This is a genomic window from Bifidobacterium sp. POST2/T3 (B1) (genome assembly GCF_058197115.1).
On the sequence record NZ_JBVPQK010000052.1, the window covers coordinates 1 to 12,953 of the forward strand.

Annotated in this window: 10 protein-coding genes and 3 pseudogenes; 2 read left to right on the forward strand and 11 right to left on the reverse strand. The window is 59.8% G+C overall.

The window, feature by feature from the left end:
• The 8 genes and pseudogenes from AC0AP0_RS04125 to AC0AP0_RS04160 all read right to left on the reverse strand — a co-directional run.
• Positions 1 to 339 (reverse strand): annotated as a pseudogene (locus AC0AP0_RS04125) (amino acid ABC transporter permease); the annotation flags it as partial.
• 107 nt (positions 340 to 446) lie between these two features.
• Positions 447 to 1,385, reverse strand: coding sequence for an ABC transporter substrate-binding protein (locus AC0AP0_RS04130; RefSeq protein WP_046323203.1), 939 nt, complete (start codon positions 1,383 to 1,385; stop codon positions 447 to 449).
• Positions 1,386 to 1,693: 308 nt separating this feature from the next.
• Entirely contained in the window at positions 1,694 to 2,170 is a 477-nt protein-coding gene (smpB, locus tag AC0AP0_RS04135) for an SsrA-binding protein SmpB (protein ID WP_490429465.1), read from the reverse strand.
• A 92-nt stretch (positions 2,171 to 2,262) separates the two neighbouring features.
• A complete protein-coding gene (locus tag AC0AP0_RS04140) occupies positions 2,263 to 3,651 on the reverse strand; it encodes a CHAP domain-containing protein (RefSeq protein WP_490429466.1) in 1,389 nt (462 codons plus the stop codon).
• Positions 3,652 to 3,738: 87 nt separating this feature from the next.
• The gene (gene ftsX, locus AC0AP0_RS04145; protein WP_046323206.1) at positions 3,739 to 4,662 is read right to left on the reverse strand and encodes a permease-like cell division protein FtsX; all 924 of its coding nucleotides are present in this window, start codon (positions 4,660 to 4,662) and stop codon (positions 3,739 to 3,741) included.
• A gap of 863 nt (positions 4,663 to 5,525) precedes the next feature.
• A pseudogene (ftsE, locus tag AC0AP0_RS04150) lies at positions 5,526 to 6,464 on the reverse strand (cell division ATP-binding protein FtsE); the annotation flags it as partial.
• 97 nt (positions 6,465 to 6,561) lie between these two features.
• Entirely contained in the window at positions 6,562 to 7,695 is a 1,134-nt protein-coding gene (prfB, locus tag AC0AP0_RS04155; protein ID WP_261252107.1) for a peptide chain release factor 2, read from the reverse strand.
• Positions 7,696 to 7,803: 108 nt separating this feature from the next.
• On the reverse strand, positions 7,804 to 7,935 hold the full coding sequence (locus AC0AP0_RS04160) for a hypothetical protein (protein WP_258326683.1): 132 nt from the start codon (positions 7,933 to 7,935) through the stop codon (positions 7,804 to 7,806).
• Positions 7,936 to 8,080: 145 nt separating this feature from the next.
• On the opposite strand from AC0AP0_RS04160, the gene dapD reads away from it, so the two are divergent.
• Positions 8,081 to 9,040: a 2,3,4,5-tetrahydropyridine-2,6-dicarboxylate N-succinyltransferase gene (gene dapD / locus AC0AP0_RS04165; RefSeq protein WP_490429467.1), complete on the forward strand. Its 960-nt coding sequence runs from the start codon at positions 8,081 to 8,083 to the stop codon at positions 9,038 to 9,040.
• 20 nt (positions 9,041 to 9,060) lie between these two features.
• On the opposite strand, the gene AC0AP0_RS04170 is transcribed toward dapD, so the two are convergent.
• The 3 genes from AC0AP0_RS04170 to AC0AP0_RS04180 form a co-directional block, all read right to left on the reverse strand.
• Entirely contained in the window at positions 9,061 to 10,350 is a 1,290-nt protein-coding gene (locus AC0AP0_RS04170) for a citrate synthase (RefSeq protein WP_490429468.1), read from the reverse strand.
• Between the two features lie 347 nt (positions 10,351 to 10,697).
• Positions 10,698 to 11,474, reverse strand: a complete 777-nt coding sequence (map, locus tag AC0AP0_RS04175; RefSeq protein ID WP_046323210.1) for a type I methionyl aminopeptidase — start codon at positions 11,472 to 11,474, stop codon at positions 10,698 to 10,700.
• 103 nt (positions 11,475 to 11,577) lie between these two features.
• On the reverse strand, positions 11,578 to 12,276 hold the full coding sequence (locus AC0AP0_RS04180; protein ID WP_046323211.1) for an HdeD family acid-resistance protein: 699 nt from the start codon (positions 12,274 to 12,276) through the stop codon (positions 11,578 to 11,580).
• 174 nt (positions 12,277 to 12,450) lie between these two features.
• Here AC0AP0_RS04180 and AC0AP0_RS04185 point away from each other — a divergent pair.
• Positions 12,451 to 12,953 (forward strand): annotated as a pseudogene (locus AC0AP0_RS04185) (peptidase M13); the annotation flags it as partial.

Genomic DNA, 12,953 nt, shown 5'->3' on the forward strand with positions numbered 1-12,953 from the left:
GCCACGGAAGAACCAGATGAAGAACCAGCTGACCCAGCGCAGCACCGGATTGGAGGACTTGCGCATGACCGCCAGGATGATGGCCAGGATTGTAGCCAGGACCATGGCGTAGACGGTCAGCAGAAGGGTCCACTTGATGCCGTCAAGGACGTGCTCGTTGAAAAGATACTTCCAGACCGTGGGCCAATCAAAATTGGGATTGGTCACCATGCCGTGGATCAGCATGGCCACGAAAATGGCTACGATGACCGCAGCCACGATCGGACCTGGCTTGCGCACCGGCCTGGCATGTATTCTCCCGGGGATCTGAATCTGGTCCGTCCCCTTCTTGGTATGCATCTCCTGCTTCCTTCCGCACCGTTGAACTTATTTCGGCTTAGCCCATTGGCTGAATCACCTGCTTAGGCGCGGGTCGCCCGATGTGACGACCCGCGCCTGGCCTTGCCTTAATCAGAGACCGCAGGGTTGATCTCAGCCTTTTCGACCGCGCCGCTCTGAACGCCCCAGTTCTTGAGGATCTTGGTGTAGACGCCGTCGTCGATCAGCTTCTGAAGAGCCGCCTGGGTGGCCTCGGCCATGCCGCTGCCCTTCTTCAGTGCGGCGCCTTGAAGGACGATGTCGGTATCCTTGCCCAGCTTCTCCAGCTGTCCATCGGTCTGCTTGATGGCATACCCGGTCACCTGGGAGTCGGCGTAGAAAACGTCGATCTTGCCGTTGACCACTGCCGTGGCGGCATCAGTCTGCTGCTTGTAAGACTGAACATCCACCGGCTTCTTGCCCTTGGCCTTGCACTCGGCCGAGATCTTGTCGGCAGCCTGCTGCTCCTCGATGGTCCCAGTCTGTACTCCGACCTTGACGCCGCAGATGTCGTCGGGATTGATCTTTGAGGGGTTGCCCTTCTTGACGGCAAAGGCCGTACCCGCTTTGAAAGTGGTGACGAAGTCGACCGACTGCATCCGCTCCTTGGTGATGGTGAAGCTGGAGATGCCAGCATCATACTTGCTGCCGATGGCTGGGATGATGGTATCGAAGGAGGCGCTGACCATCTCCCCCTTGAGCCCCATGACCTTGGCAATGGCGTTCGATAGGTCCACGTCATAGCCAATGGGGGTCTTTCCGTCCTCATTCATGAACTCGCCAGGCGCATATGAGGTCTCCATGCCCACGGTCAGCTTACCGTCCTTGGAAACCGACTCAGGCACCTTGGCCGCAATGGCAGGATCCTTCTTGATGCCGCTGACGTCAAAAGCCGCTGGATGTGAGCTTGTGGTGGCCTTGCCCGATGCACTACTGGTGTCCGCCTCGTCGGTGGTTCCGCAGGCCCCGATGGAGGCCAGCAGGGTGACACTCAGAGCCGCCGCCAACACCGCCTTGATCTTGCCCATGTCTTCTCCTCTTCCGGACCGCCCGAAGCGACCCCACATTGCCCTTGATTGACATGCACTATTATGCACACATTTGTATTTTTATGCATACAGATGAAGACTTGCTCCGTCTTTGCAAACTACATACTCTGATGTTTTGGCTCTGTAACAAGCCAAAGGCGCCCTCGAGGGCTGCTTATCGACATCGGCCCCGGGCGTGTCGGATCTGCATAGAACGGGAAGCTCTCAGCAGACGACTGTCGGTTGTTATGAGACCGGGAAAATTCAGTAGATTTATCTGAAAATCAAGAAGAGACTAAACCTGAAGCTCAGCCTCGCCGGTTGCGGTAGCGCATGGCCCGTTGAGCCTCGCGGCGGTCCTGCTCCTCCCGCAGAGACTGGCGCTTGTCATACTCGCGCTTGCCTCGTGCCACGGCAATCTCCACCTTGACTCTGCCATCCTTGAAGTACATGCTCAAGGGGACGATCGTGTAGCCCTTGGCCTGAATCTGCCGCTCCAGGCGAAAGATCTGCTTGGCGTGGAGGAGCAGCTTGCGCTTGCGCTTAGGTGCGTGGTTGTTCCATGTTCCATTGAGGTATTCAGGGATATTGGCGTTCTCCAACCAGACCTCGTGCCGCCTGTCAATGCTGACGAAAGACTCGGCCAGGGAGGCACGCCCCTCGCGCAGGGACTTGACCTCAGTCCCGGTCAGCGCGATGCCGGCCTCGCACCGGTCTTCGATCTGGTAGTCATGACGGGCCCTGCGGTTCTGGGCGATCATGGATGTACCGGTTTCCTTAGCCATAATATCCTCCTCTTGATCGCGCCAAGGAGGCTACCTGGCACTCCGGACAGCGATAGTAACGTCCCAAGCGGCGGACCTGGCCCGCAACGACATCAGTAATGAATGTATTGGTAGTTGCCGGCCCCATAGACCGTCTCATAAGCGGGGAAGGATGCAAAGCCGGTACCTCCTTGGGAGATAAGCACCGATCCATCTGCATTGACCCGCTCGACCACAGCCACGTGGCCATAGGTCCAGTCCGCATTCCAGGAACCGACCCGCTGGCCACGGGCGAAGACCATGGCGGCGCCCACATGCGGAGTGTTGTTGACCAGGTAGCCCAGACTACGTGCCGTATTAGCCCAATCAGCCCCGTTTCCCATATAGGATCCCACAGGCAGGGACAGCTGCGAGCGACGGATATATGCCCAGAGCGTGCACTGACGAGCAGGATAGGCACTGCCGCCCACCGAGTTGCCGGTGGGATGACCATAGCAGAACCCCGAGCCCTCAGGGCAATTACCGGGTACCCCATAGTTCATGCCGGAAGCACCTCCACCGCCCCCGTTGCTCGGCTGAGAAGGCCGCGGAGCCGGCGCTGGTGCGGATCCGCCTCCGCCGATCTGCTGGGCGCCGCCGGCATGGGGATCAGCACCGCCGCCAGCATTGCCCGTGTTCAAGGAATCGATCATAGACTCGGTGGCCACAATATCAGCGGCCTCACGGGCCGACTGCGTGGTCAGGGCAGCCTTTTGACCCTCCAGCCGCTTGCGTGCTGCGGTTCCTTGGTCGCGCAAGGCCTGCAGGCTGTCCTGCTTGGCCTGTGCCTCGGCTGCAGCCTGCTGAGCTGCCGCCTGCTGCTGGTCGGCCTTGGCCTTCAAGGTGCTGATCTGTTCCTCAATGGCTTCCAGGCGCTGCTTGCGGTTCATAGAGGAATTGAGTGTGTTGGCGGCATCATTGGCGGCGTTGGCCTCGGACCGGGTCACGGCTGCATCAGCCTGCATCTTGTCCACAAAGTCCTTGGTGCTGGAAGACTTAGTCACCACGTCCATGACCTGGGAGACCTCAGAGCCGCGGAAGCTCTTTCTTGCCATCTGTGCCACACCAGCCTTGGCGTCGTCATAGTCGATGCCTGTCTGACGGATCTTGGTCTCCAAGTCGGCTCGATCCTTCCGGGCCGCCTGCAGACGATCGTTGGTGGCCTGAACCAGGCTGTCTGCTTGCTCGGCCTGCTGCTGGGCTTCGACAGCCTTCTGCTGCGCCGCCGGAATCTGGTTGGCGGTCAAATCGTTCAGACTCAAAATTTGGTTAGCCAGTTCGTTGCTGACACCCGCCAGCTTGCTCTTCAGGGCCTCATGGTTCTGTACCTTTTGTTGATAGCTGCTCCAATCAGCCTGCGCCGGTGCGGGGGCCACTGTCAATCCCAGTATTCCTCCCCCAAACATCATGGCCAACGACCCCACCAGGCCACAGATGGCTTCCAAATGTTTCGTGCGATTCATGGTCAAGTCCTCACTATCACTCATCCATGCTAGTCATCATTATGGCAGAGCTCGTGCCCATAAGGTCGGTCGGCCCGTCGCTGCGGATCAGGTTCGCAGGTACCTCCGCAGGGAGATGGAAGAGGCCAATGCGGACAACAGCATGGCCCCTAGGATCAGCACCGGAGCCATGAGCAGGACTGTGGACTGGTCCACGTAGGGCATCCACTGGACCGTCTGGGCCAGCCAATCCGTGATGAAAAGTTTGACGATGGCGCTCAAAGCGCCGACAGCCAGAAGCGAACCCAGCAAGGATGCCACCACACCCTCCAGGATGAAAGGCAACCTGATGGTCCAGTTGGATGCTCCCACCAGTCTCATGATCTCCGTCTCATTTCGACGGGAGGCGGCACTCATCCTGATGGTGGTGCCGGTCAGCAGAATAGCCACAATCACCATGACCACAGCAAGGACCAAGGTGACCGCTGTGGCTCTATTGAGGATTTTGAAGACCGGGTCGAATATCTGACGCTGATCGGAGACCTCCTCCACCCCATCGCGTCCGGACAGCACCTCGGAGACCACCTGGTACTTGGTCGGGTCCTTGAGCTTTAGACGCAAGGAGGCCTGCATATCTGCCGCAGTCATGGTCCTTCCCTCATAAGTGCCTTCAGGGTACTGCTTGAGGAAGGTGTTCTTGAAGAAGTCCTCACGGCTCTGGTAGGTGATCTTGGCTACGGAGTCGCGCAACTCGGTATTGATGGTGTTCTCCAGCTTGACGATCTCGTCGTTGGTGGGTGCCTTGCCGGTCGCGCATGAAGCCGCCTGGCTGGTGCCATCCGGGCAGAGCCAGACCACTACCTCCACCTGGTCGTACCAGTCTCCCTTGGCCTTGCTGATCTGAGCCTGCATGAGGCCCGAGGCGCCTATGAACAGGAAGGAGATGAAGGTGACCAGCATGACCGAGAGAATCATGGACCCGTTGCGACGCAGGTTGTCCCAGGTGCTGGAAAGGATGAACCGCAGTCTCATCGTGCCGCCTTCTTCTCGTCATCTTGCTCATCCCGAGCCGATGCATCATTATCTCGTTGGGACTTCCTTGATTGCTTGGGGGCTTCAGGCGGAGCAGGAGGCGCCGGTGGGGCCCCCATGGACTCGACACCATGATGATTCTCGCCCATTGATACCTTTTTATTGGCCCTGCTCTTATTGGAGGTCTGTTTTGAGGATTTCGCGACGTCCTGCTTCATCTGGCCTGCAGTCTGACCGGATTTGCCGGTCGATTCCGCTGGGCCGGAACCATCAGACCTCGAATGCTGATCGGGCCTCTTATTCTGTTGCCCAGAAGCAGAAGTCTTGGCAGAGGAGTTCTTCATCGGTTGGCGATCTTTGGCGTTGACGTTTTTCTGAGACGCTTTTTCGCCACGATCACGATTGCGGTAATCGTCTTGGTTCTTGTCCCGATTCCGACTGTTCGAATCTCCAGTCTGCCGATCCTGGAACCTGCTTTCGGCAGTCGGCTTAGGCCGAGCAGCATCGGAATCAGGGGCAGACTTCCGGGATTTCCGGGAAGCTGTATGTTCAGCCTGGAGGTATTTCGCAGACTCATCACGATCAGTTCCTGCCTTGTCGTGTCCTCTGTGGCCGGAACCGTCAGTTGATTGACCTGACCGATCCTGGCCGCCATGGGTCGCAGGCCTGCGGAATCGCTCATCCGAGCCAGAGTCGTTCCCTTGATCGGGCTGCCCTGCAGCCGCATCTTCATGCCGATTGGAATCTTCCTGCGCGGATTCAAGACTGCCCAGACCCTTGCCCCAGGTCAGGGTGTCCTCCACCGAGGTGAAGACCTTTCCATAGCGTCCGGTTCTCCCCGAATGCATGGACTTGGCTAGACGTGCGATTCCCTCGTCGCCATACTGGCCCTGGTTGACAGCCTGTGCCGCCGCCTGGACTACCTGCTTGGCCCCCTTGGTTCCATCCGCGATGGGCCCGGTAGCCGAGTTGTTTCCATCCTGCACGACGATCTGCACCGGACGGCGCCCTGCAACTCCAGCCTCGCGTGCATGGTCCAGGGCATCGCCGTCATCTGGATCCCCGATGGCGTGATGAGAGCGCGCCGCAACCTCGGCATCTGGGAAAAATCGCGAAGAATCATAGGAACCGTGGGCTTCGTCGCGCATGATCCGACCCGTATGCAACTCCACCACCCGCTTGCGCATAGAGTTGACGATCTCCTCGTTGTGGGTGGCCATGACCACGGTGGTGCCGGTCCTGTTGATGGCGTCCAAGACCTCCATGATGCCCAGGGAGGTGGTGGGATCAAGATTGCCAGTGGGCTCATCCGCCAGCAGAATTTCCGGGTTGTTTACGTAGGCCCGGGCCAGAGCCACTCGCTGGGCCTCACCGCCGGAAAGCTCATGGGGGTAGTTGTGCTCCTTGCCAGTCAAGCCCACGGTCTTGAGCACCTGCGGCACCAGAGTCTTGATGGTGGACCGACGGGCGCCGATGACCTCCAGCGTGAAGGCTACGTTCTGCCATACGGTCTTGTTGTTGAGCAGTTTGTAATCCTGAAAAACGAAACCGATGGAGCGCCGATACCCTGGGATCTCGCGGTTGCGCAGACGTCTTAGGTCGTTGCCGGCCACACGGATCTCGCCCTCGGTAGCCTCCTCCTCACGAAGGAGCAGGCGCAGCAATGTGGTCTTGCCCGATCCGCTGGCGCCCACCAGAAAAACGAAATCCCCACGATTGACATCCAGACTGATGCCATCCAAGGCTGGACGGGACCCCTTGGGGTAGATCTTGGTCACGTCCTTGAGCGAAATCAACGCCATTGACACTCCGTTCCTCGGTATTCATCTACAGAGGCTATCAAGAAGACTGACACTACTCACTCATGAAACACCGACCAAACCGCGGCCGGATGAAGCTCTACTTGTTGGCTTCCTCCTCGCGAGCCTGGACCCGTTGCTGATGCCGCCAACGGATGCCGGCCTCGATGAAAGCGTCAATGTCACCGTCGAAGACCCCCTGGGTGTCAGAGGTCTCGTATCCGGTGCGCAGATCCTTGACCATCTGGTAGGGATGCAGCACGTAGGAACGCATCTGGTCCCCCCAGCTTGCCTTGATGTCGCCAGCCAGCTCCTTCTTCTTCTTGGCCTCCTCCTCGTGCCGCAAAACCAGCAGCCGGGACTGCAGAACAGCCATGGCAGCCGCGCGGTTCTGGATCTGGCTGCGCTCATCCTGCATGGTGACCACGATGTTGGTCGGCAGGTGAGTGATGCGCACGGCCGAATAGGTGGTGTTGACTCCCTGGCCACCGGGACCGGAGGAGCAGTAGGTGTCCACTCGGATGTCCGAGTCGGGGATGTCGATGTGGTCGGTGGGCTCCACCAGGGGGATGACTTCGACGGCAGCGAAGGAGGTCTGCCGCCTGCCCTGGTTGTCAAAGGGCGAGATCCGCACCAGACGATGGGTGCCGCCCTCCACCGACAGACGGCCGTAGGCGTAGGGGGCGTCCACCTGGAAGGTGGCCGACTTGATACCGGCCTCCTCCGCGTAGGAGGTGTCCATGACCTTGGTAGAGAAACCATGCCTCTCAGCCCACCGCATGTACATTCGCAGGAGCATCTGCGCCCAGTCGGCTGCATCCACTCCGCCGGCACCCGAGCGGATAGTGACCACGGCAGCACGCTCATCGTACTCACCGTCCAGCAGGGTCTGAATCTCCATGTCAGCCAGGTCGGACCTCAAAGAGTCAATCTCCTTGCGGGCCTCCACCAGAGTGTCCTGATCATGCTCCTCCTGGCCCAGCTCCTCAAGAGCCTGGACATCGTCCAGCCGGGAGGATGCTGACTCCAAATGCTTGAGCTGAGATTGCAAGGCCGAGAGCCTGCTGGTCACCTTCTGGGCGTTCTCCTGGTCGTCCCAGAGTCCAGGCGCACTGGCCTGACGCTCCAGATCAGCAATTCGCGAGCGCAGGCCCTCCGGGTCCAGCGCCTTGGAAATCATCTCGTACTTGGCCTTGGCCTGCTCCAATGCTTGAGCAAAATCCATCTCTGCCATACTGTCTCACCGCTTTCCAGACCGGCTCCGCACGAGCCGGCCACCGTCTTCATTCCTTATTTGCCTTTGCCTGTGACGGCCGAATTCCCGCCGACCGGACGGGCCCGGTCAAAGGCCACTGAAGATGGCGGGGATGACGAGACTGGCCAGCAAAGCCACGGCGATGACCAGGCAGACCACCCTGGCCGTATTGCGGCGCCGACGCTCCCGACGCTCCCGCTCATGACTGTAGGCACTCATGGATAATAATTTTACCTATCGGCTGGGACCTGGCTGGCGACCATCCAGACCCGACTGTCGGAAGGACAGTCTGTATTTGAGCGTCGACCGGCTTATCCTGTAAGACAACTCATATCAATTGACTGCACCGCCTGAAGGAGGAACGATGAGCACAGCACGCACCGCATGGGGTTGGGGCCTGGCCAGCCAGGACGAGAAGGGCCGGACCTTGGACGTCTGGTATCCAAAGGCCGAGATCTCGACGCCGCCGACCCCGGGGAACCGTCCCAATCACGACTTCGGCGACCAAGTCCACAACCAGCCCGACGCACGCGGCATCCGCCGGGTGCCGGTCTTCACCGTGGCCGATCTGGATGGCCCGATAGCGGATGCCGCCGATGCCTATCTGCGGCTCCATCTGCTCAGCATGCGTCTGACCCAGCCCAACAGCATGAACCTTGATGGAATCTTCGAACAGCTGACCACGGTGGTGTGGACCAACTACGGCCCCTTCGCCGTGGAGGACTTCGCCCTGCGCAGGTCAGAGGTCATGGCTGCAGCCAGCCGGTCCATGCCAGGCATCCCGGTGACGCAGGTAACAGTGCTGAGCGTGGACAAGTTCCCCCGCATGGTGGATTACGTGGTTCCCGAGGGGGTACGCATCGGCAACGCCGACCGTATTCGGCTCGGCGCCCATCTTGCTCCAGGAACGACGGTCATGCATGAGGGCTTTGTGAACTTCAACGCCGGAACCTTGGGCCACTCCATGGTCGAAGGCCGGATCTCCCAAGGGGTTGTGGTCGGGGACGGTTCGGACATCGGCGGCGGAGCCTCCATCATGGGCACCCTGTCCGGAGGAGGTCGCCATCGGGTCTCCATCGGTCAGCACTCCTTGCTGGGAGCCAACGCCGGCATCGGCATCTCCCTGGGCGACGACTGCGTGGTTGAGGCCGGGCTCTATGTCACCGCCGGCACCAAAATCGGGCTGGGCGACCAGGTGGTCAAAGGAGCGGAACTGAGCGGACGGGATCATCTGCTCTTCATCCGCGACTCCCGCACCGGCCAGGTCAAAGCCCTGCCCCGCAAGAAGGGCATCGAGCTGAATGAGCGGCTGCACGCCAACTGAGTCCCAGTCGGTCATCGGACTCAGCGCTGCTCCATGGGAAGGTAGTCGCGCGGGCCCTGCCCGGTATAGACCTGCCTGGGACGACCGATTTTCGTGTCTGGATCGTCCAGCATCTCCCTGTACTGGGCGATCCATCCGGGGATGCGACCCAATGCAAAGAGCGTGGTGAACATCTCCGGGTCGAAGCCTATGTCGCGGTAGATGAGTCCAGTGTAAAAGTCCACATTGGGATAGAGGTGGCGCTCGACGAAGTAGTCGTCATGCAGGGCCAGATCCTCCAGCTCCAAGGCCACGTCGAAAAGCTCCGCATCCTCGGCATTTTTATTCTGGTCGGGTTCATCCATGAGCTTGTAGAGCCATTGCTTGGCTATGGCCGCGCGCGGGTCATAGGACTTATAGACCCGGTGGCCCAGACCCGCAATTTTCCGACCCTCCTTCTTGGCCTGGTCCACATAGCCTCGCACACCCAGACCGGAATCCCGTATGCTCTTCAGCTGGCGCAACACGGCCTCGTTGGCGCCGCCGTGCAAGGGACCTGACAGAGTATTGATGCCGGCAGCCACTGCCGAATACAGATTGGCCCGGGCTGATCCAGCAATCCGCACTACTGAAGTGGAGCAGTTCTGTTCATGGTCGGCATGGATGATCAGGAGCTTGTCCAGGGCCTGTACCTTGAGAGGGTCAGCCTGATAGGGCTGGTAGGGCATGGCGAAGCTCATCCGCAGGAAGTCCTCCACATAGCCCCAGGTCCTGTCCGGGTAGAGCAGAGGCTGGTCACGGCGACGCCGGTGGATCAATGAGACAATGGTGCGCACCTTGGCCATGATGATGGCGCTGGCCTCATCCAGCTGATCGGGATCGTCTACGTCACAGGTGTCCGGGTGGAAGCCAGCAAGCGCGTTGACCGCAGCGGCCAGCACACTCATGGGGTGAGCCTGGCGAGGGAAGGACGAGAGCAGATGGCGGAAGTCCTCCCCTACGACCGTGTAACCCAGGACATGGCGGCGGAACCACTGGTACTGCTCGGTATCAGGCAGCTCACCGTGGGACAGCAACCAGGCCACCTCGAGGAAATTGGACTGAGCGCACAGATCCTCTATGGCATAGCCCCTGTAGCGCAGTATGGACCGCTTGCCGTCAATGAAGGTGATTCCCGAGACGCACTGGGCCGTGGTCTGGAAGCCGGGATCCAGCGTGACCCAGCCGTCGTTGCGCAGGGAGGAGACCAGAATGCCGTCGGGCCCTTCGGTGGCGCGAACCAGGGGAAGATCAACCTGTTCGGAATCGATGGACAACCGTGCAGTAGACACCACGCACCTCCTGTTAATCAACCAGTGAGGTGCCAGTGAGAGTCGACGGCCATGCCGGATCAGGCTACCGGCACCTGTACCGGCGTGGAATTGCCGACATGCTAGCAGAAACAACCACGACTTCGATTACCGACTTGTAACTGCAAGCATGAATCTGTCATCACAACCACGACACTCAGGTCCAAGCCAGTGCCGTCTTCGTTCCGCACCAGACTGCAAGCACAAGGCCAGAAACGAAAGGGCCGGCATCAAACAGGACCGGTATAAAAGAGGGGCCCAGGAGCATCCACATTGTGGACATTACTGGGTCCCTTATAGTCATACTTCGGTACCGGACAGCCCTCGACTCAGTCCCTGGTCGTCAGGATGACAGGCCCCTGCTCGGTGATGGCGATAGTGTGCTCGCTGTGGGCACCGCGCGATCCGTCTGCAGAACGCAGGGTCCACCCATCCTTGGGATCCTGGTAAATCTGATCGGTGGTCGCCAGGAACCAGGGCTCAATGGCAATGACCAAACCCGGGCGCAGCTTGTAACCGTGATGAGGAGTGCCGTCGTTGGGCACATGGGGATCACCATGCATAATCCGCCCTACCCCGTGTCCGCCGAACTCCAGGTTGACGCTGTATCCGTTTTCATGGGCAACCTCACCGACTGCAGCGGAGATGTCACCCAGGCGGTTACCGGGCTGGGCCTGGGCGATGCCCGCCTTCAGGGCCTCTTCAGTGGTTCGAATCAGCCGCAGATCCTCTGGATCGGCATGCTCGCCCACCACGAAGCTGATGGCCGAGTCGCCCACCCAGCCGTCCACGTTGATGGCCAGATCCAGGGAGAGCAGGTCGCCATCCTTGAGGTTGTAGTCATAGGGCACCCCGTGCAGGACGGCATCATTGACGGATAGGCAGATGTAGTGCGCGAAGGGGCCGGTGCCGAAGTCAGGCGCGTAGTCCACGTAGCAGGATGTGGCTCCCTTGCGGGCGTTGATCCTGTCCTTGACGTAGTCATCCAGCTCCAGCAGGTTGACCCCGGGTTTGCTCATGGACTTGAGCTCCTTGAGGATGCTGCCGACAAACCTGCCCGCCGGCTTCATCTGTTCGATCTCCTGCTTAGTTTTGAGCTCGATCATCCTCTGCGTCCTTTCATGATTGGTGCCCGCGGGTGCCGCCCCTCAGGATCCTGCCCAAGTACTACCACTCAGTATTATCGGGTCAGTCGGACGAGTCCGGCTCTCAGTTCCGGCCGAAGGTGAAGGCCCTGATAATGGAAACGACTCCCAGCACCAGAAGAGCGCACCCGCTGAAGATGACCAGGAAGATGACGGAGCTCAGCGGGTAGATCATGACGATGATCCCGGCGATGATGGAGACGACGCCTGAGAAAATGGCCCAGCCTGAATGCGGGAGCCCCCAGGAGGCTGCCAGACTCATCACGCCCTCCATGATCCAGCTGATGCCCACAATGATGGTGACCAGCAGGGTCAGCGCTGAAGCGGATAGGGCCGTGTTCCTGACGATGACAATGCCGCCGACGGCAATCAGGGCGCCAAAGAGGACACCCAACACCCGCCATCCACCGGGAAGGCCCTTTGACACGATGGAAGTGGCCAGACGGACCACGCCGGAGATGATGAAGTAAATGCCCAGCACCACAGTCACGGCAATCAGGGTCTTGTCCGGCCTGAGCAGCAGGGCCAGGCCCAGGATGACTCCGATCACGCCCATGACACCCATGATGATGCGGATGGCCCGCAGGGTCCTGAATCCTAGATCTTCGGCGATCATGGAAAATGGATCCATGCGTGGCGGGCGCCCCTGATAGCCGGGGTATTGCCCGTACTGACCATAATTATTCTGGTATTGGCCGCCATTCTGTCCAGAATTCTGACCGCCGAACTGATTGGGCTGACCGCCCTGCATGGGATCCGTCATACCGTCCTCTTTCACTCGCTCAAGGCGGCCGAGCGGCCGTCCTGTTACCGTCTGTCAAGTTTAAATCACCAAGGAGGCAATCGCGGCTTTTCCCCTTCGGCGGATGGTTCGCCGATCCGCCGATCCCGGCAACCCAGGGCATGGCATGTCACCAAAGATGGCTAGGCTTGTGGCATGGCACAATCTACTGAACCCAAGACCTCCTCCGGACTTGATCCGGCCTCCTTCTCCTCGGTCATTCGGCCGCAGGACGATCTCTTTCGTTTTGTCAACGGTCCCTGGATCGACACCTACAGTCTGCCCGAGGACCGCTCCCGGTTCGGCTCCTTCGACAAGCTTGCCGAGGATGCCGAAGCACAGATCCGTGAAATCCTCGAGGACCCGGAATCCCCGGCAGTCAAATCAGCCCTGCTCTACCGCAGCTTCCTGGATACTGATGCCATAGAAGCCGCGGGAATGGAACCCATCCGCCCAGACCTGCAGGCCATTGACGCTGTGTCCGACAAAAAGGCGCTCACCAGCCTGCTGGGCCGGTTCAACCCCACTGGCGGACCTGATCTGTTCGGCATCGCCATCTATGGCGATCCGGGCAACGCTGGTGTCAACGTGGCTCATATGGAACAGGCCGGGTTGGGACTTCCCGACGAAGCCTACTACCGGGAGAAGAGCTACGCTCC

Bases quoted from the DNA above. Each gene is read 5' to 3' on its own strand.
- AC0AP0_RS04130 (WP_046323203.1), bottom strand. From the start codon at position 1,385: ATGGGCAAGATCAAGGCGGTGTTGGCGGCGGCTCTGAGTGTCACCCTG.
- smpB (WP_490429465.1), bottom strand. From the start codon at position 2,170: ATGGCTAAGGAAACCGGTACATCCATGATCGCCCAGAACCGCAGGGCC.
- AC0AP0_RS04140 (WP_490429466.1), bottom strand. From the start codon at position 3,651: ATGAATCGCACGAAACATTTGGAAGCCATCTGTGGCCTGGTGGGGTCG.
- ftsX (WP_046323206.1), bottom strand. From the start codon at position 4,662: ATGAGACTGCGGTTCATCCTTTCCAGCACCTGGGACAACCTGCGTCGC.
- prfB (WP_261252107.1), bottom strand. From the start codon at position 7,695: ATGGCAGAGATGGATTTTGCTCAAGCATTGGAGCAGGCCAAGGCCAAG.
- AC0AP0_RS04160 (WP_258326683.1), bottom strand. From the start codon at position 7,935: ATGAGTGCCTACAGTCATGAGCGGGAGCGTCGGGAGCGTCGGCGCCGC.
- dapD (WP_490429467.1), top strand. From the start codon at position 8,081: ATGAGCACAGCACGCACCGCATGGGGTTGGGGCCTGGCCAGCCAGGAC.
- map (WP_046323210.1), bottom strand. From the start codon at position 11,474: ATGATCGAGCTCAAAACTAAGCAGGAGATCGAACAGATGAAGCCGGCG.
- AC0AP0_RS04180 (WP_046323211.1), bottom strand. From the start codon at position 12,276: ATGACGGATCCCATGCAGGGCGGTCAGCCCAATCAGTTCGGCGGTCAG.